Here is a 25,705-nt window from a genome sequence, read left to right on the forward strand (position 1 = left end):
AAGACTGCGTCGTTCCCCGCGACCCATAAGACCCGTGTCCCTGAGAAGCGAAAGGCATATTGTTGTGAGCCTTAGTCGTAGACAGGTCACCACCGCTGCGCTTGCCGCTGTTCCGCTTGCCGTCGGCGGGACCGGGCCCGCTGTCGCCGCCTCGCAGGGGCGGCATCGTGGCCGGACGCTCTTCATCGCCGGTGACTCCACCGCCGCTCAGAAGTACGCCGATGCCGCGCCCGAGACCGGGTGGGGGATGGCGCTGCCGTTCTTCCTGCGGGACGGCCTGGTCGTCGCCAACCATGCCGTGAACGGGCGGAGTTCGAAGAGCTTCATCGACGAAGGGCGCCTCGACGTCATTCTCGCCGCGGTCCGGCCAGGCGATCTGCTGCTCGTCCAGTTCGGGCACAACGACTCCAAGAGCGCCGATCCCGCGCGGTACACCGAGCCGTGGACGACGTACCAGGACTATCTCCGGCAGTACGTCGACGGGGCGCGGGCGCGGGGGGTGCGGCCCGTGCTCGCCACGTCCGTGGAGCGGCGGAAGTTCGACACCGACGGGAATGCCGTGGCGACCCACGGCGACTATCCGGCGGCCATGCGGGGCCTCGCCGAGGAGGAGGGGGTGGCTCTCCTCGACGTTCAGGCGCTGTCGATCGCCCGCTGGCAGGAGCTGGGGGTCGAGGAGACGAAGAAGTACTTCAACTGGACCGATGTCGAACAGGACAACACGCATTTCAATCCGCCCGGGGCGGTTGCCGTGGCCCGGATGGTGGCGGGGGAGTTGTCCCGGCGCCGGGTGATCGGGGCGCGGGATGTTCGGCGGTTGGGTGAGGTGATTCCGGAGTCGTGGATCACTTGGCCTGAGGCCTGAGGCCTGAGGCCTGAGGCCTGAGGCCTGAGGCCTGAGGCCTGAGCGTCTGCCGGTGCGTTGTGGCTGGTTGCGGCGTTCCCCGCGCTCTTGAAGACGCAAAGATTGCGCCGTTCCCCGCGCCCCTAAAAGACAAAAGACTGCGCCGTTCCCCGCGCCCCTGGACGGCGACAGGCTGCGCCGTTCCCCGCGGCCCTGGGTGAGTTGTCCCATTCTCTGTTTGGAAGGAACCGTCGTTATGCGTTCTTCTGTGTGGCATGTGCATGGCATTACCGCGCTCGTCGGGTGTACCGCACTCGCTCTCGGGGTGGGCGGGACCGTCGCTCATGCCCAGGTCGGTCAGGTGGCCCAGGTCGCCCACGGGCGGGATCTCGGGCGGGAGGCCCTTCCCGTCGGGGACGGGTGGGGGTCCGAGGGGGCCGGGACCAAGGGCGGGGCCGCGGCCGACGCCTCGCACGTCTACACCGTCACCACCTGGGACGCGTTCAAGGCCGCGCTGAAGGCCGGCGGGGACGCGCCGAAGATCGTCAGGGTCAAGGGGGTCATCGACCCGGTCGCCGAGGGGTGTGCGTCGTTCGCGGCCCCCGGGTACGACTTCGACGCCTATCTGGAGAAGTACTCGCCCGAGAACTGGGGCCTGGACACCGACCTGTCCGGGGAGCCCGCCGACAGCCCCGAGGGGCTGCGGGCCGCCTCCGCCGCCAACCAGGACACCGCCATCAAGGTGAACGTCCCCGCCAACACCACCATCGTCGGCGTCGGCAAGGGCGCCGGCATCAGAGGCGGCAGCCTGCAGATCAAGGGCGTCGACAACGTCATCCTGCGCAACCTCACCATCGAGGCCCCGCTGGACTGCTTCCCGCAGTGGGACCCGACCGACACGGCCACCGGTGCCTGGAACTCCGAGTACGACGCGGTTGTCGTGTATGGCTCCACCCATGTGTGGGTCGCCAACAACACCCTGACCGACGGCCGTTACCCGGACAGCACCCTGCCCACGTACTTCGGCCAGACCTACCAGCAGCACGACGGCCTGCTCGACATCGTGCGCGGCGCCAACTACGTGACGGTGTCCTGGAACTCGGTCGAGGACCACGACAAGACCATGCTCATCGGCAACAGCGACAGCGCCGGAGCGACCGACGCCGGCAAGCTCAAGGTCACGCTCCACCACAACAAGTTCGAGGGCGTCGTCGAGCGGGCACCGCGGGTCCGCTTCGGCCAGGTCGACTCGTACAACAACCACTTCGTGGTGCGGGAGGGACAGCCGTACGGCTACACCTTCGGCATCGGGATCTCCTCGCAGCTGTACGCCTCCGACAACGCGTTCTCGCTGCCCGCCGGGGTCAGCGCCGCCAAGACCCTGAAGAAGTGGAGCGAGGCGCCGCTCACCGCCGAGAACAACTACGTCAACGGCCGCAAGACCGACCTCATCGCCGTCCACAACGCCGAGATCCCCGCCGAGACCCTCCAGTCCGGCGCCGGATGGACACCCACCCTGCGGACGAAGGTCGACTCACCGCGTGCCGTGCCCGGCATCGTCGACGGCCGCGCGGGCGCCGGAAAGGTCTGCTGATCATGACCCTGCGGAGAGGGGCGAGCAGACGAGCCTTCGTCGTCGCCGGCGTCGGGGCCGCGCTCGCCCTGGGGGCCGGCGGGAGGGCCCACGCGCACGGCCGGCACCCCTTCGGGCGGTACGGTTCGCCGGCGACCCGGCTCGACGAGCGGACCCTGTACGTCCATCCCGGCGGCCTCGGCGACCACACCACCGTCCAGGCCGCCGTGACCGCCGCGAACGGCAGCGGACACACCCTGGTCATCGCCCCGGGAACGTACCGCGAGACGGTCGCCGTCAGCGCCGCCCGTACGGAGCTGACCTGGCTCGGGGCCTCCGAGGACGCGCGTGACGTCGTGATCGTCTACGACAACGCCAACGGCACGCAGAAACCCGACGGCTCCGGCCCCTACGGCACGACCGGCTCGGCCACCACGACCGTGCAGGCCGACGGGTTCACCGCCCGGGACATCACCTTCGCCAACGACTGGCTGCGCGCCGACCATCCCGAGATCACCGGCACGCAGGCCGTCGCCATCAAGGTGCAGGGCGACCGGTCGGCGTTCCTGCGCTGCCGGTTCCTCGGCCACCAGGACACGCTGTACGCCGACTCCCTCGCGCTCACCGCCTTCGCCCGCCAGTACTTCGCGCACTGTTACGTCGAGGGGGACGTGGACTTCGTGTTCGGGCGGGCCACCGCCGTGTTCGCGCACTGCCACTTCCGCACCCTGGAGCGGACCGACCTCGCCGGGGCCCCGTACGGCTTCGTCTTCGCGCCCTCGACCGCCGTCGCCAACCCGCGCGGATACCTGGTGACCGACTCGCGCGTGACGAGCGAAGCCCCGGACGCCTTCTACAAGTTGGCCCGGCCCTGGGTGCCCGGGTCCGACCCCACCGCCCGGCCCATGCTGACCGTGCGCGAGACCCGCCTCGGTGCCGGGATCGACGCGGTGGAGCCGTACACCAACATGTCGGCCACCTATCCGTGGCAGAGCCAGCGGTTCGCCGAGTACCGCAACAGCGGTCCGGGCGCCGAGATCACCGTCCCCGCGAACCGGCCCCAGCTCACCCGCGCCGAGGCCGCCTCGCACACCCCGCGGACGTACCTCGGTGACTGGGCTCCCTGGTCCCGGGAGGAGTGCTGAGATGCGTCGGCGCACCCTGATCACCGGTGCCGTCGGTGCTCTCGTGGCGGCCGGTGCCTCCCCGGCCGCCGCCTCGGCCCGGCCGCGCCGCCGGGTGCTGCACGTCCGCCCGGGTGACTCCGTCCAGGCGGCCGTCGACGCGGTCGCCGCAGCCGCCGACGGACACGGCCGGACGATCGTCGTGCATCCGGGCACCTATCGCGAAGTCGTCAACATTCCCGCAGGTGCTCGGGACTTGACGCTTCTCGGGGCCACCCGCGACCCACGGGACACGGTCATCGTGTACGACCGCGCCAACGGGACGCCGAAGCCGGACGGCTCCGGCACCTACGGCACCGCGGGCTCCGCCACCTTCACCTCGGCGGCGCCCGGCCTGACCGTGCGGGGGCTGACGATCGCCAACGACTGGCTGCGCGCCGACCATCCGGAGATCACCGGGACCCAGGCGGTCGCCGCGTACGTCACGGGGGACCGGTCGCGCTTCGAGCGGGTCCGGTTCCTGGCCCACCAGGACACCCTGTTCGCGGACACCACCGCACTGGACTCCTTCGACCGGCAGTACTACCGCGACTGTCACATCGAAGGGGACGTGGACTTCGTCTTCGGGCGGGGGCGTGCGGTCTTCGACGGCTGCCGCCTCCACACGCTCGACCGGGACGTGGGTTTCCGGCCGGAGGGCATGGTGTTCGCCCCCGCCACGGCCCGCGCGAATCCGTACGGCTTCCTCGCCGTGCGGTGCCGCGTCACCTCCGGCGCCGAGGACGGCGCGTACAAGCTCGCCCGGCCGTGGGTGCCGTCCTACGAGACGACCGCCTGGCCGTCGCTCGTGGTGAGGCACACCTGGCTCGGGCCGGGCATCGACGCGGTGGCGCCGTACATCGACATGCGCGAGGCGTATCCGTGGCAGACCATGCGCTTTCGGGAGTACGCCAACTCCGGTCCGGGCGCGGTGGTTTCCGTGCCGGAGAACCGGCCCCTGCTCACGGCGGCGGAAGCCGCCTCGCACACCCGCAGGACCTACCTCGGTGACTGGAGGCCGTATGAGCAGCGGTACTGAGCGATCGCCCCTGGGCCGGCGGTCGTTCGTGACAGGCGCCGGCGCGGGCGCGGCGGCGCTGCTGGGTGTCGCCGGAGCCGGAGCCGCAGCGTCCCCGGCCCACGCCGCCCATGCCGCACACGTGACGGGCATCGTCGACGGCAACCTCCCCGACTTCCACCCCCTCCTCAAGGACGAGCTGCGCTTCCCGCTCGCCTACGGCACCTCCCCGGTCCGGGACTTCAGGGCCTGGCGGCGCACCGCCCGCTCGAAGGTCGAGGAGCACCTGTGCGTCGACCGGGACCGCACCCCCTACGAGCCCGAGTACGGGGCGCAGTCGGCGGCCGACGGGTACACGCGGGAGTCGGTGACGCTCTCCCTCACCCGGTACGAGCGCGTCCGCGGCTCCCTGCTCACTCCGCACGGCACAGGACCCTTCCCCGCCGTCCTCCTGCTCCACGACCACGGCGCCAAGTTCGACATAGGGAAGGAGAAGCTGGTCCGGCCCTGGGACGACGACACACGGCTGGCCTCGGCGCAGGCCTGGGCGGACCGCTACTTCGGCGGACGGTTCGTCGGTGACGAACTGGCCCGGCGCGGCTATGTGGTCCTCGCCCTGGACGCGCTCGGCTGGGGCGACCGCGGGCCGACCACGTACGAGCAGCAGCAGGCCCTGGCGAGCAACTTCTTCAACCTGGGGTCCTCGCTCGCCGGGCTCATGGCCCGCGAGGACGTGCGCGCGGCCGGCTTCCTGGCCGGTCTCGACCGGGTGGACCGGCGCCGGGTCGCGGCCGTCGGGTTCTCCATGGGCGCCTTCCGCGCCTGGCAGACGGCCGCCCTCAGCGACGACATCGCGGCCGCGGCGAGCGTGTGCTGGATGACCGGGCTGAAGGAGGTCATGGTGCCCGGCAACAACATCCTGCGCGGCCAGTCCTCGTACTACATGCTCCATCCCGGGCTCGCCCGTCACCTCGACTTCCCCGACGTGGCGAGCATCGCCGCGCCCAGGCCGATGCTCTTCTTCCACGGCGCCCAGGACTCCCTGTTCCCCGCGGAAGGGGTCCGGGTCGCGTACGAGAAGCTGCGCGCCGTCTGGCGTGCACGGCACGCCGGGGAGCAGCTGCACACCAAGGTCTGGCCCGAACTGGGCCATGTTTTCACCGCGCCCCAGCAGGACGAGGTCTTCACCTGGCTCGACGCCGTCCTCTGACCGGCTCGCCCCCACACCACCGGCACCGCCCGTACCGCCCCCCCTCACCCGCCGTTCGACGAAAGGTCCCCCCCACCATGCCCCGTCGTACCGCTCTCTCCCTGACCGCGGCCCTCGCCCTCGGTGCCGGACTCGCCGTGGTCCCCACGCAGGCCCAGGCCGCCACCGTGGTCGTCAGCACCACCACCGACCTGACCAACGCCATCAAGAACGCCACCGCCGGTACGGTCATCCAGGTGCGCGCCGGCACCTACTACCCGACGGCGACCCTCCAGTCGACCGCCAACGGCAACTCCTCCAGCCGCATCCACCTGCAGCCCTACGGCTCCGAGACCGTGAAGATCGACGGCTCGAACCTCCCCGACGGGGACTGGATCTTCAAGCTCACCGCCGACTACTGGACCGTCTCGGGCATCACCTTCCAGAACTCGCCCGACAGCGCGGTCGTCTGCCAGTCGTGCGCCTCGACGGTCTGGGAGAACATCAAGACGATCAACGGCGGCGACTCCGGGTTCACGCTCACCGGCGACAGCACCACCAACAACACCGTCCGGAACATCGACTCCTACGGCCACTACGACGCCGCCACCCACGGGGAGAACGCGGACGGCATCGCCGTGAAGTTCGGTTCCGGCAGCGGCAACCTCATCACCGGGGCGCGTCTCTACAACAACGCGGACGACGGGCTCGACTTCTGGTCGTTCTCGTCCCCGGTCACCGTCGAGCACACCTGGGCCATGGGCAACGGCAAGAACCGCTGGTCGGACTCGGCGTTCGCGGGCGACGGCAACGGCTACAAACTCGGCGGCGACGGCGAGGTGGTGGCCCACGTCGTCAACAACTCGGCGGCCTGGGACAACGCGGGCAGCGGCTTCACCGAGAACAGCAACAAGGGCGCCATCGTCATCAACCGCACCACCGCCTACGCCAACGTCAAGTACGGCTACTACTTCGCCACCGGCGCGGCCAGGCTCGGCAAGAACCTGGCCGTGGGCAACGGGACCGCTGTCAGCAAGGGCGGCTCGGTGGTCTCGGCCGGCAACAACTGGGACTCCGGCGTCTCGACGCCCGCGTTCCGCTCCACGGACGCCTCGACGACGTACAACTCCCGTCAGTCGAACGGCTCGCTGCCCGTGACCACCTTCCTGACCACGGGCAGCACCACGATCGGCGCGACCATGGACTGAGCGGGTGTGCGAACGCCCCTCGCCGGTCGTCACCGGTGAGGGGCGTCGCTCTGACTGGCCGAGGGGGGGCTCAGGCCAGCAGATCCGGGTGGCTCCTACTGATACGTGATGTCAGATGCCGTGTAGTCGCAGTAGGTTCCGTCCGGGCCCGAACCGTTCGTCGTCGGCTCGGCGCCCGTGTTGTTGCCGATGTACTTCTGGCACGGCACGATCTTCTTGCCGCTGTCGCCGACGACCGTGATGTTCCGCAGGGCCGCGGTGTCGCCGTAGTTGGTGTTGATGCCGACCAGCCGCGAGCCCGGCGCGGTCACCTCGACGGTGTTGAAGATCGAGGTGCGCTTGTACTGCGTCGAGCAGTTGCCGCAGGAGCGGTACAGCGTCTTGAAGTCCTGGACCGCGAACTTGGAGACGACGAGCTTGCCGCCGCCGTTGTGCTGGAACACCTTGTCCGCGGCCTTCTTCGCGCCGCCGCCGTACACGGTGTAGACGGCGGAGTTGCCGCCCTTGAAGGTCGCGGCGTCCTCGCCGACGTCCTCCCACCAGACGTTCTGCAGCGTGCAACTGCCCTGGCAGTGGACGCCGTCGGCACCGGGCGCGCCGATGATGACGTTCTTCAGCGTCGCTCCGTCGGCGAGCTGGAAGATCGGGTCCTGGCCCTCCTCCTGACCGTCACCGGCCAGCTCGCCGCTGCCGTAGTAGCGCTTGTAGCCCCCGTCCCGGGTGCCCGAGACGGCGATCGTCGAGGAGACGGCCTCGCTGCCGGTGGCGGTCGGCCAGGTGGTGGCGGCGCTCGCCGTCGACATCGTCGTACTGGTGAAGATCGCGGCTCCCGTCAGGGCGACCGCGGACGCGCCACCGACGAGGGCACGCTTGCGGTCGGTCCTGCGGCGGTGACGTGCACGGGGTTCCACGCGTGAGGTCATGTCCCGGTTCCTTCAGGTGGGGAGAGATCTTGCGTCTCCTGGTCGCCACCCGGACGGCAGGGGTTGCCGCGCGCCGGAATTCTTTTCGACGCAACCCGGCCCTACGAGCCGCCGCGTGCGAAGTCGCCCGCCACGGCCAGTTCCTGGCCGTCGGCCCGGGCGCCGGCCGTGTACGTGTCGTCCCCGGCGTCGCGGCCACCGCGGTCGTGGTCGTACTGGCCCGCGAACACCCACTCGCCCGGCCACACCGTACGGCCCTGCTTGAGCGTCCACGTGTAGGTGAGGAAGCCGTCCCGCTCGGCGACGGACACCGTGAAGTCGTCCTCGGGGGCGGAGCGCCAGGAACCCGCCGAGGTGACCCCGCCGGTCTGTCTGACCTTCAACACCACACTCAGCGCGGTGAGTTGCTTCTCCGTCTTCACCGTCACATTGCTCTGCGCCCAGAACTCGTTGCTGTGCGGGTCGACCGACCCGTCCGACCACAGCGGGCCGTCCTCGGTACCGGCACCGTTTCCGGCGGTGGGGGAGGCCGGAGGGCTCGAACGCTCCGGCGGCTGCGGGGCGCGGCTCGACGCCTCCTGCTCGGGCTCCGGCGAGGGGGCCGGACTGGGGGTGACCGCCACCGTCTGGTCGTTCGGCGCCTCGTCCCTCAGCGCCGACGCGACGGCGTAACCCCCGACCGCGAGCACACCCGCGACCGCCGCCGTGGCGCCGACGACACGGAACCAGCCGAGGGCGGTCGGCCGCGGGGCGGGATCCGGCGTGCTCCCCGCACCGGCCATACCGCGTTCGACGCGGGCCAGGATGCGGGCGCGATCGGGCTCGTACGACTGCGCCGAGTCCCGCAGCCGGGCGCGCAGTTCGTCGTCCGGTTCGTCGTGCACGTCCCTCATCGCCCCCTCCCCCCGGCGATCCCCCCGGTGCCCCCGGCACGCAGCGCCGCCGCGTGCATCCGCCGCGGGGCGTCCCGCGACCCCAGCAGCCGCTGCAGCTCCGCCATCCCCTTCGACGTCTGGCTCTTCACCGTACCCACCGAGACACCGAGGGCGAGCGCGGTGTCCTTCTCCGAGAGGTCGAAGGAATGGCGCAGGACCACACACGCCCGCTTGCGGAACGGCAGCCTGCGCAGCGCCTCCTGGACGTCCACCATGCCGGGTACGTCGGGGTTCTCGGTCCTGTCCTCGCGCTGCGACCAGAACAGAGTGATCCGTCTTCGTTCGCGTACCGCGCTGCGGATCCGGCTGCGCGCCATGTTGGCGACCACACCGCGTGCGTACGCCACCGGGTGGTCCGCGGCGCGCACGCGGTCCCAGCGGTGCCACAGCGCGAGCAGCGCGTCCGCCGCGAGATCGTCGGCCGCGTCGGACTCGCCCGTCAACAGATGGGCCAGCCGGGCCAGTTCGGAGTAGTGCCGCTCGAAGAAGTCATGGAACTCCACGGAGGCGGCGTCGTCGACGACAGTGCCCACGGGCGACCTCTCCCTGTCGGTTCATTCTGTAACACGATGAAAACCTGAAACTGGTTCAACGCGGGAACAATCCAGCCAGCATCCGCACACCAGGCACGCAGGTAACGAGGAGCAGCCGCCATGCCCGAAACGCAGCAGGTGGAGGACCGGCCCGCCGCCGGACCGCCGCCGGCCAACAGCGTCGACCGGTTCTTCAAGATCTCCGCCCGGGGCTCCACCGTCGGCCGGGAAGTGCGCGGCGGCTTCGCCACGTTCTTCACGATGGCCTACATCCTTGTCCTGAATCCCATCATCCTCGGCAGCGCCAAGGACAAGTTCGGTGACCAGCTCGACAGCGTCCAACTGGTCACCGCCACCGCCCTGGTGGCCGCGGTGATGACGATCATCATGGGCGTCGGCGGCAACCTGCCGCTCGCGCTCGCCGCGGGCCTCGGCCTCAACGCCGTCGTCGCCTTCCAGATCGCCCCGCTGATGAGCTGGGACGACGCGATGGGCCTCATCGTCCTCGAAGGCCTGCTGATCTGCGTACTGGTGGTGACGGGGCTGCGCGAGGCCGTCATGTACGCGATCCCGCAGCCGCTCAAGCAGGCGATCAGTGTCGGCATCGGGCTGTTCATCGCGTTCATCGGCTTCGTCGACGCCGGATTCGTCAGCCGCATACCCGACGCGGCCAACACCACCGTGCCGGTGCAGCTGGGCGCCACGGGCGCGCTGACCGGCTGGCCGATCCTGGTCTTCTGCGTCGGGGTGCTGCTGACCATCGGGCTGCTCGCCCGCAAGGTCAAGGGCGCGATCCTGATCAGCATCGTGACCATGACGGCCGTCGCGATCGTCGTCAACGAGATCGCGGACGTGAAGAGCTGGGGCCTGACCACGCCCCAGGTGCCCGACGACGTGGTGGCCTCGCCCGACTTCGGACTGCTCGGCGACTTCAGCCTGTTCGGCGCGTTCGGCGAGGTCAGCGTGATCACCGTGGTGCTGCTGGTCTTCACGCTGATCCTGTCGGACTTCTTCGACACCATGGGCACCGTCGTCGGCGTCAGCGCCGAGGCCGGACTGCTGGACGAGGACGGCAAGGTGCCGAACCTGGGCCGCGTCCTGCTCATCGACGGCGCCGCGGCGGTCGCGGGCGGCGCGTCCTCCGCGTCCTCCGCCACGTCGTACATCGAGTCGGCGGCGGGGGTCGGCGAGGGGGCCCGTACGGGGTTCGCGAACCTCGTCACGGGCGGGCTGTTCGCCTGCGCGCTCTTCCTGACCCCGCTGCTGACGATCGTGCCGATGCAGGCGGCGGCGCCGGCGCTCGTGGCGGTCGGGTTCCTGATGATGACGCAGGTCAAGCACATCGACTGGGACAAGTACGAGATCGCCATCCCCGCGTTCCTGACGATCGCGGTGATGCCGTTCACGTACTCGATCACGAACGGCATCGGGGCGGGGTTCGTGTCCTACGTCCTCATCAAGACGGTGCTGGGCCGGGCGAAGGAGGTCCACTGGCTGCTGTGGGGAACGTCGGCGCTGTTCCTGATCTACTTCGCAATAGACCCGATCGAACAGATCCTGAACGTGAAGTAGCGCTCACCCGCGCCCCTTCGGGGGCGCGGGGAACGGCGCAATCTTTTGGCTTTCAGGGGCGCGGGGAACGGCGCGAGCGCCCCCACCGGCCCGCAGCCGACTGCCCCCCCCGCTGGGGTCACCCGTCGAGCGCGGCCCGCATCATCGCCTCCGCGACCGGCGCAGCCAGTCCGTTACCGCTCACCTCGGACCGCGCAGCATCCGACTGCTCCACCACCACCGCGACAGCGACCTCCTTGTCGGAGGAGTCGGACTTGGCGTACGACGTGAACCACGCATACGGAGTCTTGCTGTTGTTCTCGCCGTGCTGAGCCGTACCGGTCTTGCCCCCCACCGTCGCCCCGTCGATCCGCGCGTTCGTCCCCGTACCCTCCTCGACGACCGTCCGCATCGCCGACTGAAGCTGCTCGGCGGTGGACGAACCGACGATCTCCTTGCTCTCCGTATCGTCGTCGTAGTTCTCCAGCACATCGCCGTTCGCGTCGCTGATCTGCGACACCATGTGCGGCGAAACCAGCTTCCCGCCGTTGGCAATGGCGGCCGACACCATGGCCATCTGCAACGGCGTCGCGGTCACGTCGAACTGCCCGATACCCGTCAGGGCCGTGGACGACTTGTCCATGTCCGACGGGTACACACTCGTGTACGCCCGCACGGGCACGTCCTGCGAGGTGTCGTTGAAGCCGAACTTCTCGGCCATCTCCTTCACCTTGTCCTGGCCGAGGTCGACGGCCATCTTCGCGAAGACGTTGTTGCACGAGTACTGGAGCGCGACCCGGATCGTCGCGTTCTCACAGGGCGCCGACTTGCTCTCGTTCGCCAGGACCGTCGTCGTGCCCGGCAGCGTGTACGGGTTCTCGCTGTCCGTCTTCTCGTCCACCGAGGAGTACAGGCCGTCCTCCAGCGCGGCGGCCGCGACGACCAGCTTGAACGTCGAGCCCGGCGGCAGCGGCTGGCGCAGCGCCCGGTTCGTCATGGGCTTCTCGGCGTCCTTGGTGAGCTTGTTCCAGGCGTCGGAGTCGCCCGCGCTGAGCACCGAGGGGTCGTAGGACGGGGTGGACACGACACCGAGGATCCTGCCGGTCCCCGGGTCGATCGCCACGGCCGCGCCCTTTTTGTCACCGAGCGCCTTGTAGGCGGCCTTCTGTACGTCCGGGTCGATGGTGGTGATCACATCGCCCGGGTCGGAACGCTTGCCGGTGACCGTGTCGAGGGGGTTCTTCAACCGGTTGTCCGTGCCGTCGAGCAGCTGCTGGTAGACGCCCTCCAGCTGCGTGGCCCCGAACACCTGCGAGCTGAACCCGGTGACGGCCGAGTAGAGACTGCCGTCGGTGTACGTGCGCTTGTACTTGAGGTCGCCGCCTGACGTCCGCGCGGAACCGGTGACCGCGTCGCCGCCCACGATGATGTTCCCGAGCGGATACGCGTACTGCTCGATCGCGTTCCGACGGTTGTCCTTGTCCTCTGCGAGCGCCCGGCCCTCGTAGAACTGCACCCAGGTCGCTCTGACCAGCAGAGCGAGCACGAGCAGCAGAGTGAAGACGGAGGCGCGCCTGATCGTTTTGTTCATCCCGCCCAGAAGGACGCCCAACAACCTCCCGAAGGTTCCCTTCGCCCCGTTTTCTCATCGACGCTTCATAAACCGCAACCTTCCAGGGGCGCGGGGAACGGCGCAATCCTTTGCTTCCAGGGGGCGCAGCCCCCTAGGGGCGCGGGGAACGGCGCAGTCTTTTGCTGTCAGGGGCGCGGGGAACGGCGCAACCAGCCACGACGCACCTCCCCGTCACTCCCGAAGCGTGAGAACGACCTCCTCGATCTCCACGCCCCGCGCGTTCGCGAACCCCCGATCCCGCCCAGTGGCAACGAACCCGCACTTCTCCAGCACCCGCAACGACCCGGCGTTGTCCGCCGCCGCCCGCGCGTACACCGGCCGCTCCGGCACCACGACGAGCAGCGCCCGCAACGCGGCCGTGGCGATCCCCCGTCCCCAGTACGCGCGATCGATCCAGTACGTCACCTCGCGCTCCTCGGGCGGCCCGTACACCGCCGCGCTGCCGACGACATCCCCGTCGACGAGGATCGTGCGGTTCACGGCGGACGAGGCGAGCACCCGCTTCCAGTGGGCGTCGAAGGCGTCCCGGTCGGTCGGGTCCTTGGCCGTGAAGGCGGCCATCCGCGCGGACTCGGGATCGTTCGTCTGCCGGAAGAACACCGGCAGGTCACTGTCGTGGACCTCGCGGAGCTCGACCTCGACGGGGGACGGACGGGACGGGGCGGACATGTCAGAGCCTCCGGGTGGCGAGCGTCAGTCGGTCGCGCGCGTCGAACAGCGCGTCCTTCACCATCTGTTCGTGCGCCGGTGTCAGCCGCGCCACCGGCACCGAGCAGCTGATCGCGTCCCGCGCGGGCGTCCGGTAGGGGATGGCCACGCCGAAGCAGCGCAGCCCCAGCGTGTTCTCCTCGCGGTCCACCGCGAACCCCTGCTCCCGTACCTGGTGCAGCTCCTCGATGAGCTTCTCCCGGTCGGTGATGGTGTGCTCGGTCAGCGCGGGCAGCGTCTCCGGCAGCAGCTTGCGTACCTGCTCGTCGGTGTGGGTCGCAAGGAGCGCCTTGCCGAGGGACGTGGAGTGGGCGGGCAGCCGGCGCCCCACGCGGGTGAAGGGGCGCAGATAGTGCTGGGACTGGCGGGTGGCGAGGTAGACGACGTTCGTGCCGTCGAGGCGGGCCAGGTGGATGGTCTCCGTCGTGTCGTCGGAGAGGCGGTCCAGCGTCGGCCGCGCCGCCGCGACGACCTCGTCGCCGTCGATGTACGACGTACCGACGAGCAGCGCCCGTACCCCGATGCCGTACCGCGTGCCCGTGGCGTCGGTCTCGACCCAGCCGAGCTCGACCAGCGTGCGCAGCAGCATGTAGAGGCTGGACTTGGGATACCCGACGGCCTCCTGCACGGCGGCCAGGGAGTGCATGCCGGGGCGTCCGGCGAAGTACTCGAGCAATTCAACCGTCCGCACCGCGGACTTGACCTGTGCTCCGCCGCCCGTCTCGCCTGCCGACATCGGCCTTGACCCCCTAGTTCGCCGGGAAATAGTCTCGACAGCATATTCACCATCAGAGACAGCGTTCAGCATATCGAACGCCCCTGGTGAGTGGCACATGTACTTCGGCATTACATCTGGAGGGACCCGCGGTGGCAGCAGCACCAGTCTGGAGTGTCGACCCCCGAACCGGGAAGCAGCGCGAGCAGGTTGCGGTGGAAGCCACAGCCCAGGAGGTGGACGAGGACGTCCGCGCCGCGCACGCCGCCCGGGGGGCTCTCGCCGACCGCACGGTCCGCGCGGCCTTCCTGCGTACCGCGGCCGACCTGCTCGAAGGCGCCAAGGAACACCTCGTGGAGGCGGCCGACGCGGAGACCGCGCTCGGCCCGGTCCGGCTCACCGGCGAACTCGCCCGCACCTGCTATCAGCTGCGGGCCTTCGCGGACATCGTCGACGAGGGCGAGTTCCTCGGCGTCGTGATCAACCACCCCGACGCCACCGCGACGCCGCCGATCCCGGATCTGCGCCGCTACAAGGTGCCGCTGGGTGTCGTCGCCGTCTACTCGGCCTCGAACTTCCCCTTCGCCTTCTCGGTGGCCGGCGGCGACACCGCCAGCGCGCTCGCCGCTGGCTGCCCGGTCGTCGTCAAGGCGCACCCCGACCACCCCGGTCTGTCCGAGCTGGTCGCCTCCGTCGTACGCCGGGCCGCGGCCCAGCACGACATCCCGGACGGCGTCCTCGGCCTCGTGCACGGCTTCGAGGCGGGCGTCGAGCTGGTCAAGCACCCGCTGGTGTCGGCCGCCGGCTTCACCGGTTCGGTACGCGGTGGACGCGCCCTCTTCGACGCGGCGGCGGCGCGGCCCGCGCCGATCCCGTTCCACGGCGAGCTGGGATCGCTCAACCCGGTCGTGATCACCGAGGCCGCGGCAGCCGAGCGCGCCGAGGCGATCGGTACGGGGCTCGCGGGCTCCATGACGCTGGGCGTCGGCCAGTTCTGTGTGAAGCCGGGCCTGGTACTGGCGCCGGCCGGCGCGGCGGGCGACCGCCTGCTGAAGTCGCTGACGGACGCGGTGAGCGACACCGAGGCAGGAGTCCTCCTCGACCACCGCATGCGCGACAACTTCGTCGCGGGTGTCGCCGAGCGTGCCGGGCTGCCCGGCGTGGACGCCCCGGTGACGCCGGGTGCGGGCGGTGAGCACACGGTGAGCGCCGGTTTCCTGACGGTCCCCGCGCAGAAGCTGGCCGCGGAGGGCGAGTACGACCTGCTGCTCGAAGAGTGCTTCGGACCGGTGACCGTGGTCGCGCGCTACGAGGACGAGGCCGAGGCGAACGCGGTGCTCGCGCGGCTGCCCGGCAACCTCACCGCGACGGTGCACCTGTCCACGGAGGAGGAGGCCGGGGAGGGGCGTGGCGCGGAGATCCTCGCGGAGCTCACGCCGCTGGCCGGGCGGGTCGTCGTGAACGCGTGGCCTACGGGGGTCGCGGTGGCTCCCGCTCAGCAGCACGGGGGGCCTTATCCGGCCACCACGTCCACGTCCACTTCCGTGGGCGGGACGGCCATCGAGCGGTGGCTGCGGCCTGTGGCGTATCAGAACGCGCCTCAGGGGCTGTTGCCGCCGGAGTTGCGGGACGAGAACCCGCTGGGGCTGCCCCGGCGGTACGACGGGCGGCTCGAACGGTAGCGCTCCGCTTGTTCCACCGTCGGGCCCGTGGCCGGTGTGTCGGCTGCGGGCCCGCTGTGGTTGCTCGCGCCGTTCCCCGCGCCCCTGAAGGCAAAAGACTGCGCCGTTCCCCACGCCCCGAGAGGCCTGCGGCCCACTCCGGGGGGCCGGGAGCTGGCAGACTCTGTGGATGGACGTGAAAATTCCTGAACTTCCCTTTTCGCTTCGGTCGTACGGGCCCGACGGACACTGGTCGTACGAGGACGGGGTGCTCACCGGGTGGGCCGGTGCACGGCAGGACCGGTTCGTGCCGCCCACCGACGAAGGGCTGGACCCCGCGTCCGACGCGCCCCGGCTGCTGGGGGCGCCCGAGGGGGACTTCCAGCTCATCGCCCGCGTCACGGTCGGCTTCGCCGGGGCCTTCGACGCCGGCGTCCTCTACGCGCACGTGGGCGAGCGGGCCTGGGCCAAGCTCTGCCTGGAGAACTCCCCGGACGTACCCACCGTCTGCACGGTCGTCACCCGGGGCCACTCCGACGACGCGAACTCCTTCACCGTCGACGGCAGTTCCGTCTGGCTCCGGATCAGCCGCACCGGCCGCGCCTTCGCCTTCCACGCCTCCAAGGACGGCGAGCGCTGGACCTTCGTCCGGCTCTTCACCCTGGGCGAGGAGAAGGAGACCGGGGCCGCCCTCGTCGGATTCATGACCCAGTCGCCCATGGGCGAGGGCTGCGTGGTCACGTACGACCACATCGAGTTCCGCCCGGACTGGCCCGCGGACCTGAGGGACGGCCGCTGATTTCCGGACCCTCCCCAATTCGGGTCCGCTGTGAATGCAAGCCCAATTCTGCTTTATATTTGCTTAGGGTTTTCCTTAAGCTTCTGCCCGATTTCTCGGAACCTAAACACCAAAGTTTTGCGAAGATCGATCTCGTAATTCGGGCAGGTCTCACGGCGGTTAAGTCCTTGTGACGCAATACACAACCGCGCCGCTTTGTCCGGTATTTCCCGGACAAAGTGGCGCTTTCAAGCAGCTCCACGCGCGGCCCGCGCCCGCGTGATAACACATGCGGTCTGCTTGTGTAACCCCACTCGGCGATGCAATTTCCACTTTTGCTGGGTAAATTCAATCGACATGACCGCCGCACAAGCAGACCTGCAAGCGGAATTCCTGGAAATGCCAGAAGGGTTGCGGATCGACCGTCCGCACGTGGACGACGGAGCCGCACTCTGGCGCATTGCCAAGGACTCCGGGACCCTCGACCTGAACTCCTCCTACAGCTACCTGCTGTGGTGCCGTGACTTCGCCGGCACCTCCGCGGTGGCGCGTTCGGCCGACGGCGAGCCCGTCGCCTTCGTCACCGGCTACATCCGGCCCGAGCGCCCCCACACGCTTCTCGTGTGGCAGGTGGCCGTCGACGCGGCACAGCGCGGCCGAGGCCTCGCCGCCGCGCTCCTCGACGGCCTGACCCGCCAGGTCATCGGCCGGCACGAGCTGACCTCCATGGAGACCACGATCTCCCCGGGCAACACCGCGTCCGAGCGGCTGTTCACCTCGTACGCCGCGCGCCACGGCGCGACCGTCGAGCGTGAGGTCCTGTTCGAGACAGGACAGTTCCCCGACGGCCCGCACGATCCCGAAGTGCTGTACCGCATCGGCCCCCTGTCCTTCTGAACCCCCCACGCCCGAGGAGTACCGCCGTGACCATCACCCAGCCCGACCTGAGCGTCTTCGAAACCCTGGAGTCGGAGGTCCGCAGCTACTGCCGCAGCTGGCCCACCGTCTTCGACCGCGCGCAGGGCAGCCGCATGTACGACGAGGACGGCCATGCGTACCTCGACTTCTTCGCGGGTGCCGGCTCACTCAACTACGGACACAACAACCCGGTACTGAAACGGGCCCTGATCGACTACCTGGAACGCGACGGCGTCACGCACGGTCTCGACATGTCGACGACCGCGAAGCGCGGCTTCCTGGAGTCGTTCCAGAACCTGGTGCTGCGCCCGCGCGACCTGCCGTACAAGGTCATGTTCCCCGGCCCGACGGGCACCAACGCCGTCGAGTCCGCGCTGAAACTGGCCCGCAAGGTCAAGGGACGCGAGTCCATCGTCTCCTTCACCAACGCCTTCCACGGCATGTCGCTCGGCTCGCTCGCCGTGACCGGCAACGCCTTCAAGCGGGCCGGTGCCGGCATCCCGCTCGTGCACGGCACGCCGATGCCGTTCGACAACTACTTCGACGGCCAGGTCCCGGACTTCCTCTGGTTCGAGCGGCTCCTGGAGGACCAGGGCTCCGGCCTCAACAAGCCCGCCGCCGTGATCGTCGAGACGGTCCAGGGCGAGGGCGGCATCAACGTCGCCCGCAACGAGTGGCTGCGTGCCCTCGCCGAGCTGTGCGAGCGCCAGGACATGCTGCTGATCGTCGACGACATCCAGATGGGCTGCGGCCGCACCGGCGCCTTCTTCTCCTTCGAGGAGGCGGGGATCGTGCCCGACATCGTCACCGTCTCCAAGTCCATCAGCGGCTACGGCCTGCCCATGTCCCTGTGCCTGTTCAAGCCCGAGCTGGACATCTGGGAGCCGGGCGAGCACAACGGCACGTTCCGCGGCAACAACCCCGCGTTCGTGACGGCCGCCGCCGCCCTCCAGGCGTACTGGTCCGACGGGCCGGCCATGGAGAAGCAGACCCGCACCCGCGGGGAGCAGGTCGAGCAGGCGCTGATCTCCATCACCGAGGAGAACCTCGCCGACGTGAAGGAGTACCGCGGCCGTGGCCTCGTCTGGGGCATGGAGTTCCACGACAAGGCGCGCGCGGGCCGCGTGGCGCACCGCGCCTTCGAACTCGGCCTGCTGATCGAGACGTCGGGTCCGGAGAGCGAGGTCGTGAAGCTCCTTCCGGCGCTCACGATCACCCCCGATGAGCTGGACGAGGGTCTGCGTACCCTCGCCCGGGCCGTCCGCGAGACGGCCTGACCCACCCCGTTCCCCGCACACCACCCTGAAGGAGGGTTCGTACCACCGTGATAGTCCGTTCGTTCAAGGAGATCGAAGGCACCGACCGACACGTGAAGTCGGCGTCGGGCACCTGGGAGAGCAAGCGCGTCGTCCTCGCGAAGGAGAAGGTCGGCTTCTCGGTGCACGAGACGATCCTGTACGCGGGTACGGAGACGTCGATGTGGTACGCGAACCACATCGAGGCCGTCGTCTGCGTGGAGGGCGAGGCCGAACTCACCGACGACGAGACCGGCAAGAAGTACACGATCACACCGGGAACCACCTACCTCCTCGACGGCCACGAGAGGCACACGATGCGGATCAAGGAGGACTTCCGCTGCATCTGTGTCTTCAATCCGCCGGTGACCGGACGGGAGGACCATGACGAGAACGGCGTCTACCCCCTGCTGACCGAGCCCGAGGAGGTCTGAACGATGACGACCGTCACCGACCTGTACCCCAGCCGCGGCACCAGCGAGGTGTCCGTACCCCGGCAGGACCCGGTCGTGTGGAGCGAACCGGGCGCGCCGGGCCCGATCCCGTCGGCCGACCTCCAGGGGTACGAGCGGGACGGCTTCCTCGCTGTCGAGCAGCTCATCGACGACGACGAGGTCGCCCTCTACCGGGCCGAGTTGGAGCGCATGGTCACCGACCCGGCGATCCGCGCGGACGAGCGCTCGATCGTCGAGCCGCAGTCGCAGGAGATCCGCTCGGTCTTCGAGGTCCACAAGACCAGTGAGATCTTCGCCCAGCTCGTGCGCGACGAGCGCGTGGTGGGCCGCGCCCGGCAGATCCTCGGCTCCGACGTGTACGTGCACCAGTCGCGGATCAACGTCAAGCCCGGCTTCGGCGCGAGCGGCTTCTACTGGCACTCGGACTTCGAGACCTGGCACGCCGAGGACGGTCTGCCGAACATGCGGACGGTGTCCGTCTCGATCGCGCTGACCGAGAACTACGACACCAACGGCGGCCTCATGATCATGCCGGGGTCGCACCACACGTTCCTCGGCTGCTCCGGAGCCACGCCGAAGGACAACTACAAGAAGTCGCTGCAGATGCAGGACGCGGGCACGCCCTCCGACGAGGCGCTGACCAAGTTCGCCTCCCAGCACGGCATCAAGCTCTTCACGGGCCGGGCCGGCTCGGCGACCTGGTTCGACTGCAACTGCATGCACGGTTCGGGCGACAACATCACGCCGTTCCCGCGCTCGAACGTCTTCATCGTGTTCAACAGCGTGGAGAACGCGGCCGTGGAGCCGTTCGCGGCGCCGGTGCGCCGCCCCGAGTTCATCGGGTCGACGGACTTCACCCCCGTGAGGTGACCTGCGGGTGAAGTGACGTACGCCTGAAGGTGATCGGCCCGGTGCCCGACTCGGACGAGTCGGGCACCGGGCCGACTGCCTTACAGCGCCGGGTAGTCCGTGTAGCCCTTCGCGTCCCCACCGAAGAACGTCGCGGGGTCGGCCTCGTTGAAGGGGCCGCCGGCCTTCAGCCGCGCGGGCAGGTCGGGGTTGGCCAGGAACAGCTGACCGTAGGCGACCAGGTCGGCGACACCGTCCTCGACGAGCGTCAGGGACTCGGGACCGGTCGGCCCCTCGGTCGCCGGGTTGAGGATGAACGTACCGCTGAACCGCTTGCGCAGCGCGAGCGTCAGCTCACGGATCTCGGTCGCCTCGGTGATGTGCAGATAGGCCAGACCCAGCGGCTCCAGCGCGTCCACCAGCGCGGTGTACGTGGGCTCCGGCTCGGGCTCCTGGATGTCGTTGTACGGGTTGCCGGGCGAGAGGCGGATGGCCGTGCGCGCGGCGCCGATCTCCGCGGCGACGGCCTTGACGGTCTCGACCGCGAACCGGATGCGGTTCGCGACCGGGCCGCCCCATTCGTCGGTGCGCAGGTTGGAGCCCGGCGCGAGGAACTGGTGGATCAGATAGCCGTTGGCGCCGTGCAGCTCGACCCCGTCGAAGCCGGCCTCGACCGCGCCCCGGGCGGCTGCCGCGAACTCGCCGATGGTGGCGCGGACCTCGTCGCCGGTGAGCTCGCGCGGGACGACGAAGTCGAGGGGGCCCTCGTGGGTGTAGACCTGCCCCTCGGCCCGTACGGGCGAGGCGCCGACATTGACGAGCCCGTCGGGCAGCAGGCTCGGGTGGCCGATCCGGCCCGCGTGCATGAGCTGGGCGAAGATCCGGCCGCCCGCGGCGTGCACGGCGTCGGTGACCTTGCGCCAGGCCGCGATCTGCTCGGCACTGTGCAGCCCCGGGGTGTCCGGGTAGCCCTGGCCCACCACGGACGGCTGGACGCCCTCGGTGACGATCAGGCCGGCGGAGGCCCGCTGGGCGTAGTACTCGACGCTGAGGTCGGTCGGGGCGCCGCCGTCGCCGGCCCGGCTGCGGGTCATGGGCGCCATGACGATGCGGTTCGCGAGCGGGGTGCCGGACAGGTCGATCGGGTCGTATGCGGTGGTCACGGCTGCTCCTGAGGAGAGTACGGGGAATGTATGTGGTCGGCCAATGATTGGAACAAGAGCCCACCGTAGACCATTCCTTGGTCGACCAAGTTATTTCGCGTGAAAAGCTTGGGCGATACGGACGCGCGCGCAACCAGGAGCCAGGATGAGTGCCACCCAAGAGGTCGCGGCCTCTCAGGCCGACCCCGCCTGTACCGAGGAGACGCCCTCCGCGGCGTGCGGCGGTGAGGTCAGCTACGCCATCTCCCGGGTGGCCCGGATGCACCGCGCCGCGGCGGGCAGGCTGCTGCGCGGGGCGGGGCTCTACCCCGGCCAGGAGTTCGTGATGATGCACCTGTGGGACGCGGGCGCGGTGCGTCAGTCGGAGCTGATCAAGGCGGTCGACCTCGACCCGTCGACGGTCACCAAGATGCTCCAGCGGCTGGAGCAGGCGGGACACGTCCGCCGCCGCCCCGACCCCAGGGACGGCCGGGCGGTCCTCGTCGAGGCGACGGAGGACAGCTGCGGACTGCACGACGAGGTCACGCGGGCCTGGACCGGCCTGGAGGAGCACAGCCTCGCCGGGCTGAGCCCCGACGAGCGCGCACAGCTCTCCGGACTCCTCGCGCGCGTCGAGGCGAACCTGTGCACGGAGACGGCCGACTGCCCGGCCCGCCCGGCAGGCGGCGACAGGCCCTGAGGCCCGGCGCCGGGCCGGCACGGTCGACGCGGGCCGGTGAGACCAGAACCCGGCCAGCGAGACCAGAGCCAGACCGTGAGGCCAGAGCCAGACCGTGAGGCCAGAGCCAGACCGTGAGGCCAGAGCGAGACCGTGCCAGAACCGGGCCAGTGAGGCCAGAGTCAGGCCGGTGAGGCTTAGAGCCAGGCCAGGGAGGCCGCCCGCTCCAGTACGTTGTGCACGGCGTCCTCGTCGCCCACCGCGCCACGCGGTACCGACGTGGCCGTGTGCCGTCCCCCCACCAGCAGGCAGAAGTCCACGGCCGTGAGGGCGAGTTCACCCCGGACCGGCTCGCCCTCGGAGCCGAGCACCCACTGGGGATCGTCCTCGACGCCCGTCACGGCGAACAGCACCGGCGGCGCCGCGGGCCCCAGCGCCATACCGAGCATCCGGACGGCCAGCCGGACCATCTGCCCCAGATGAGCCTCCATCGGCGGCGGCACGGCGAGCCCGAGCGCCCGGCCGATGTCCACCGTGTGGATCCACGTCTCGAAGGCGCGCCCCAGGAAATGGTCGGCCACGGGCAGCCGTACGCCCAGCATCGTCGTGGCGTGCGAGGCCCGTTCGGCGTCCCGGGCCTCGGGCGTGGCCAGCAGCGCGGCACTCTGCGCGGACCACGCGGCCACCGTCTCCTCGGGGGAGCGCGTCCGCTGGTACGCGATCATGTCGGCGGTCCTGGTCTCCCAGGCCTCCTCCCACGGCATCTCCTGCGTGCTCCGCGAGGCCGGCGTGCGCGCCTCCACACCGAGGAGCCGGGCCAACTCCTCGTCGGCCGCGATCAGATGGCCGACCGTGTCCCGCACGTCCCAGTCGTGCACGACGGGAGTGCCCCACGGCCGGCGGCCGTCCACCTCGCGGAGCAGCGCGCTGAGACCGGTGACCGCCGCCGCGTAGGGAGCCGCGTGCGGGGCGACGCGCGGCGCGGTGGGCCGCGCCCGCAGGGCGGCGCCGAGTACGCCCTCCGACAGGGCGGAACCGTTGTTCATGGCGGCCTGCTCCGGTACTCCCGGCGGCCCGTCCAGCAGCCGTACCGTCTCACGCAGCCGCTCCGCCTCCGCGGCGCAGCTCTCGCACCCGGCCAGATGCAGCGGCACGGCCTGTTCGTCCGCGGGCTGCAGCGCGCCGAAGGCCCAGGCGGCCAGCAGTTCGGGCACGCCGTCGTGGTCGTCGCTCACCGGAGGCCTCCTTTCCCTGTCGCCATCATGCGCCCCTTTCCCACGCCGGATCCGACGGGTCGCCCAAGGACACGGCCAGCTTGCGCAACGCGGACCGTAATCGGGTCTTGGCGGTGCCCTCCGGGATACCCAGCTCGACGGCCGCCTGGCGGTAGGTGCGGCCCGCGAAATAGGCGAGGTGGACCACCTCCCGCTGGGGCTTGGGGAGTTCGGCGAGCGCGGAGTGCAGCAGGAGCGAGCGTTCGCGGTCGACGACCGCCTCGTCGGGCCCCGGGCCGGTGTCCGGGATGGAGTGCAGCGCCGAGTCGTCCGCGCGGGTGTCCTTGTGGTGCCGGGCCTCGCTGCGCACCCAGTCCACGGCCCGCCGGTGCGCGAGCAGGGACAGCCAGGTGCGCATCGAGCCACGGCCCGGGTCGAACGCGTACGGCCTGCTCCACAGCTGGGCGAAGACCTCCTGCGCCACGTCCTCGGCGGCCGCCGCGCTGCGCGTGACCCGGACCGCGACGCGCCGGACCAGGCCGCCGTACGCCGCGTACGCCTCGGCCAGCGCGGTCTCGTCGCCGTACACCAGCCGCCGGTGCAACTCCGCATCCGCGGACGGCCGTTCGGACGTGTGGAGAGTTGGCTCCACCGGCACCACCACCTCGTGGTGCCCTTCCTAGCGTTCTCGTGCGCCGCGCGCCAGTGGGTCGGGGAATCAGCCCGACAGGACATCCAGCAGCCGGTCGGCATCCGCGGGCGAGTTGTACAGGTGGAAGGCGGCCCTCAGGTTTCCGGCACGGTCGGAGACCTCGATGCCCGCCCGGCTCAGCTCCGGCTGCCGGTGGCCGAGGCCCGGCACGGACACGATGGGCGAGCCCGGCGCCTGGACCGGCTCGTGTCCCAGCGAGGCGAGCCCCGCCCGGAAACGGTCGGCGAGACCGAGGTCATGGGCGCGTACGGCGTCCGTGCCCAGCTCCTCGACCAGTGCGAGGGAGTGGCGGGCACCGGCGTACGAGAAGAGACTGGGGCTCTCGTCGAACCGCCGCGCGCTGTGGGCCAGTTCCTCGACCGGCCCGTAGCAGCTGTCCCAGGGGTGCTCTCCCGCCACCCAGCCCGCGAAGACGGGATCGAGTCCCCCGAAGTCCTCCGGAACGACGAGGAAGGCCACGCCCCGCGGGCAGACGAGCCACTTGAAGGCGACGGAGGAGACATAGTCGTACGCGTCCGCGTCGACCGACATCCATCCGGCGGCCTGGGATGCGTCGATGTACGTACGGGCGCCGTGAGTGCGGGCGGCCTCGCGCAGCGCGGGCAGATCGGCGATCCGGCCGTCCGCGGACTGCGCGGCGCTCACCGCGACGAGCGCGGTGCCGGGGCGCACCGACTCGGCGATCCGCTCCAGCGGGACCGTGCGCACCTTGAGGCCGCGGCGCACATGGAAGGGGTTCACCACGGAGGTGAAGTCGCCCTCAGCGGTGAGGACTTCGGCGCCCTCGGGCAGCGAGGCGGCGATCAGGCCGGTGTAGACGGCTACCGACGCCCCGGCCGCGACCCGGCTGTCCGGGACGCCGACGAGCCGAGCGAAGGAGGCGCGGGCCGCCTCCACATCGGCGAACATGTCCTGCGGCAGGCCGTCCGCCACGGACTGAACGCCGGCCCGCATGGCGGCCACCGCGCAGGCCGGGAGCAGCCCGGTACTGGCGGTGTTCAGATAGGTGTTCTTCGGGGCGAACTCGGCACGGACGAGGCTCTCGAAGGTCTCCATGGCACCACTCTGCGGCGCGGAGAACTCCCCGTCCATTGCGTTCTTTTAACTGGTTCCACCAAGCAGCGCTTATAAAAGCAGGTCAGTGCCGCTTCAGTGCCGCTTCAGTGCTGCTGGGGCACCGCGCAGCCGTCCGGGCCGCACGCCTCCGCGTCGCCCTGGCCGTCCGGCTGGATCAGCTTCAGCGGGGAGTGGCTCGCCCAGGCCTGCTCCAGTGCCTGCGCGAAGACCTCGGCGGGCTGGGCGCCGGAGACGCCGTACTTGCGGTCCAGGACGAAGAACGGCACGCCGTTCGCGCCCAGCTCGGCGGCCTCGCGTTCGTCGGCGCGGACCTCGTCGGCGTACGCGGCCGGGTCGGCGAGCACCTTGCGGGCCTCGTCCGCGTCGAGCCCTGCGTCGACCGCCAGCTCCACGAGCCGCTCGTCGTCGCCGAACACGGACCGCTCCTCGGCGAAGTTCGCCTTGTAGAGCCCTTGGATCAGCTCGTCCTGGCGGCCGTGCTCCTTGGCGAGGTGCAGCAGCCGGTGCATGTCGAAGGTGCTGCCGTGGTCGCGGTCCTTCGTGCGGTAGTCCAGCCCCTCGGCGGCGGCCTGGGTCCCCAGGTTCTCCTCACCGGCCTGGGCCTGCGCCTCGCTCATGCCGTACTTCTTGGTGAGCATGGGGATGACGGGCTGGATGTCGCCCTTGGCGCGGCCGGGGTCGAGCTCGAAGGAGCGGTGCACGACCTCGATGTCGTCACGGTGGGGGAAGGCGGTGAGGGCCTTCTCGAAGCGGGCTTTTCCCACGTAGCACCATGGGCAGGCGATGTCGCTCCAGATCTCGACGCGCATGCGATGAACCTTCCCCTCAACAACCAATCCGAACAGCTCCGCCAGGTGCGTGAACGTTCAAGCTCCCCGATCCATTCCCCGCAGCCGAGTGGATGCTGACCGCGCAGTTCCCCGCGCCCCTTA

The 25,705-nt window shown here is 70.1% G+C and carries 25 protein-coding genes; 14 read left to right on the top strand and 11 right to left on the bottom strand.

Features of this window, described 5'->3' with window-relative positions:
* Positions 1–64 precede the first annotated feature (64 nt).
* From IE278_RS08440 to IE278_RS08465, 6 genes are all read left to right on the top strand, one after another.
* The gene (locus tag IE278_RS08440) at positions 65–865 is read left to right on the top strand and encodes a rhamnogalacturonan acetylesterase (protein ID WP_189770318.1); all 801 of its coding nucleotides are present in this window, start codon (positions 65–67) and stop codon (positions 863–865) included.
* A 235-nt stretch (positions 866–1,100) separates the two neighbouring features.
* Positions 1,101–2,438 (top strand): pectate lyase family protein, encoded by a 1,338-nt coding sequence (locus IE278_RS08445; protein WP_189770320.1) that lies wholly within the window; start codon positions 1,101–1,103, stop codon positions 2,436–2,438.
* Between the two features lie 2 nt (positions 2,439–2,440).
* A complete protein-coding gene (locus IE278_RS08450) occupies positions 2,441–3,562 on the top strand; it encodes a pectinesterase family protein (RefSeq protein WP_189770322.1) in 1,122 nt (373 codons plus the stop codon).
* Position 3,563: 1 nt separating this feature from the next.
* Complete coding sequence (locus IE278_RS08455; protein ID WP_189770324.1) at positions 3,564–4,619, top strand: pectinesterase family protein; 1,056 nt, start codon at positions 3,564–3,566, stop codon at positions 4,617–4,619.
* The gene (locus IE278_RS08460) at positions 4,603–5,808 is read left to right on the top strand and encodes a dienelactone hydrolase family protein (protein WP_189770326.1); all 1,206 of its coding nucleotides are present in this window, start codon (positions 4,603–4,605) and stop codon (positions 5,806–5,808) included. Before IE278_RS08455 ends, IE278_RS08460 begins: the two co-directional genes overlap by 17 nt.
* A 77-nt stretch (positions 5,809–5,885) precedes the next feature.
* Positions 5,886–6,995 carry a right-handed parallel beta-helix repeat-containing protein gene (locus tag IE278_RS08465; RefSeq protein ID WP_189770328.1) on the top strand — a complete coding sequence of 370 codons (1,110 nt, stop codon included), beginning with the start codon at positions 5,886–5,888 and terminating at the stop codon, positions 6,993–6,995.
* Between the two features lie 95 nt (positions 6,996–7,090).
* Here IE278_RS08465 and IE278_RS08470 read toward each other — a convergent pair whose 3' ends face one another.
* The 3 genes from IE278_RS08470 to IE278_RS08480 form a co-directional block, all read right to left on the bottom strand.
* A complete protein-coding gene (locus tag IE278_RS08470) occupies positions 7,091–7,918 on the bottom strand; it encodes a pectate lyase (RefSeq protein ID WP_189770330.1) in 828 nt (275 codons plus the stop codon).
* Between the two features lie 101 nt (positions 7,919–8,019).
* Positions 8,020–8,811 (bottom strand): hypothetical protein, encoded by a 792-nt coding sequence (locus IE278_RS08475; protein WP_189770332.1) that lies wholly within the window; start codon positions 8,809–8,811, stop codon positions 8,020–8,022.
* Positions 8,808–9,386, bottom strand: a complete 579-nt coding sequence (locus IE278_RS08480) for a SigE family RNA polymerase sigma factor (RefSeq protein WP_189770335.1) — start codon at positions 9,384–9,386, stop codon at positions 8,808–8,810. The genes IE278_RS08475 and IE278_RS08480 overlap by 4 nt, the downstream gene beginning before the upstream one ends.
* 120 nt (positions 9,387–9,506) lie before the next feature.
* Here IE278_RS08480 and IE278_RS08485 point away from each other — a divergent pair, with 120 nt between their 5' ends.
* Positions 9,507–10,958: an NCS2 family permease gene (locus tag IE278_RS08485; protein ID WP_189770337.1), complete on the top strand. Its 1,452-nt coding sequence runs from the start codon at positions 9,507–9,509 to the stop codon at positions 10,956–10,958.
* A 118-nt stretch (positions 10,959–11,076) separates the two neighbouring features.
* Here IE278_RS08485 and IE278_RS08490 read toward each other — a convergent pair whose 3' ends face one another.
* From IE278_RS08490 to IE278_RS08500, 3 genes are all read right to left on the bottom strand, one after another.
* On the bottom strand, positions 11,077–12,528 hold the full coding sequence (locus tag IE278_RS08490; RefSeq protein WP_189770339.1) for a peptidoglycan D,D-transpeptidase FtsI family protein: 1,452 nt from the start codon (positions 12,526–12,528) through the stop codon (positions 11,077–11,079).
* A 213-nt stretch (positions 12,529–12,741) separates the two neighbouring features.
* Complete coding sequence (locus tag IE278_RS08495; RefSeq protein WP_189770341.1) at positions 12,742–13,239, bottom strand: GNAT family N-acetyltransferase; 498 nt, start codon at positions 13,237–13,239, stop codon at positions 12,742–12,744.
* A 1-nt stretch (position 13,240) separates the two neighbouring features.
* Positions 13,241–14,014 (bottom strand): IclR family transcriptional regulator, encoded by a 774-nt coding sequence (locus IE278_RS08500; RefSeq protein ID WP_138048348.1) that lies wholly within the window; start codon positions 14,012–14,014, stop codon positions 13,241–13,243.
* Between the two features lie 131 nt (positions 14,015–14,145).
* On the opposite strand from IE278_RS08500, the gene IE278_RS08505 reads away from it, so the two are divergent.
* From IE278_RS08505 to thpD, 6 genes are all read left to right on the top strand, one after another.
* Entirely contained in the window at positions 14,146–15,675 is a 1,530-nt protein-coding gene (locus IE278_RS08505; RefSeq protein ID WP_189770343.1) for an aldehyde dehydrogenase (NADP(+)), read from the top strand.
* Positions 15,676–15,844: 169 nt separating this feature from the next.
* Positions 15,845–16,453, top strand: coding sequence for a DUF1349 domain-containing protein (locus IE278_RS08510; protein ID WP_189770345.1), 609 nt, complete (start codon positions 15,845–15,847; stop codon positions 16,451–16,453).
* 336 nt (positions 16,454–16,789) lie between these two features.
* The gene (ectA, locus tag IE278_RS08515; RefSeq protein ID WP_189770347.1) at positions 16,790–17,329 is read left to right on the top strand and encodes a diaminobutyrate acetyltransferase; all 540 of its coding nucleotides are present in this window, start codon (positions 16,790–16,792) and stop codon (positions 17,327–17,329) included.
* A 26-nt stretch (positions 17,330–17,355) separates the two neighbouring features.
* On the top strand, positions 17,356–18,627 hold the full coding sequence (ectB, locus tag IE278_RS08520) for a diaminobutyrate--2-oxoglutarate transaminase (protein ID WP_189770349.1): 1,272 nt from the start codon (positions 17,356–17,358) through the stop codon (positions 18,625–18,627).
* Between the two features lie 47 nt (positions 18,628–18,674).
* Complete coding sequence (locus tag IE278_RS08525; RefSeq protein ID WP_189770351.1) at positions 18,675–19,079, top strand: ectoine synthase; 405 nt, start codon at positions 18,675–18,677, stop codon at positions 19,077–19,079.
* Between the two features lie 3 nt (positions 19,080–19,082).
* Positions 19,083–19,970 (top strand): ectoine hydroxylase, encoded by an 888-nt coding sequence (thpD, locus tag IE278_RS08530; protein WP_189770352.1) that lies wholly within the window; start codon positions 19,083–19,085, stop codon positions 19,968–19,970.
* Between the two features lie 80 nt (positions 19,971–20,050).
* Here the strand turns inward: thpD and IE278_RS08535 are convergent, their stop codons facing one another.
* Positions 20,051–21,112, bottom strand: coding sequence for an alkene reductase (locus IE278_RS08535; protein WP_189770353.1), 1,062 nt, complete (start codon positions 21,110–21,112; stop codon positions 20,051–20,053).
* Between the two features lie 145 nt (positions 21,113–21,257).
* On the opposite strand from IE278_RS08535, the gene IE278_RS08540 reads away from it, so the two are divergent.
* Positions 21,258–21,791, top strand: coding sequence for a MarR family winged helix-turn-helix transcriptional regulator (locus IE278_RS08540; RefSeq protein ID WP_189770354.1), 534 nt, complete (start codon positions 21,258–21,260; stop codon positions 21,789–21,791).
* A gap of 176 nt (positions 21,792–21,967) precedes the next feature.
* On the opposite strand, the gene IE278_RS08545 is transcribed toward IE278_RS08540, so the two are convergent.
* The 4 genes from IE278_RS08545 to IE278_RS08560 all read right to left on the bottom strand — a co-directional run bounded on the left by IE278_RS08545 (position 21,968) and on the right by IE278_RS08560 (position 25,582).
* Entirely contained in the window at positions 21,968–23,005 is a 1,038-nt protein-coding gene (locus IE278_RS08545) for a maleylpyruvate isomerase family mycothiol-dependent enzyme (protein ID WP_189770355.1), read from the bottom strand.
* A gap of 25 nt (positions 23,006–23,030) precedes the next feature.
* Positions 23,031–23,648, bottom strand: coding sequence for an RNA polymerase sigma factor (locus tag IE278_RS08550; RefSeq protein ID WP_189770356.1), 618 nt, complete (start codon positions 23,646–23,648; stop codon positions 23,031–23,033).
* Positions 23,649–23,702: 54 nt separating this feature from the next.
* A complete protein-coding gene (locus IE278_RS08555) occupies positions 23,703–24,752 on the bottom strand; it encodes an aminotransferase class V-fold PLP-dependent enzyme (protein WP_373311940.1) in 1,050 nt (349 codons plus the stop codon).
* Between the two features lie 104 nt (positions 24,753–24,856).
* Positions 24,857–25,582 (bottom strand): DsbA family oxidoreductase, encoded by a 726-nt coding sequence (locus IE278_RS08560; RefSeq protein ID WP_189770359.1) that lies wholly within the window; start codon positions 25,580–25,582, stop codon positions 24,857–24,859.
* Positions 25,583–25,705: the final 123 nt, after the last annotated feature.

The sequence above is a fragment of the Streptomyces tauricus genome (genome assembly GCF_014650955.1).
GTDB classification, from domain to species: Bacteria; Actinomycetota; Actinomycetes; order Streptomycetales; family Streptomycetaceae; genus Streptomyces; species Streptomyces tauricus.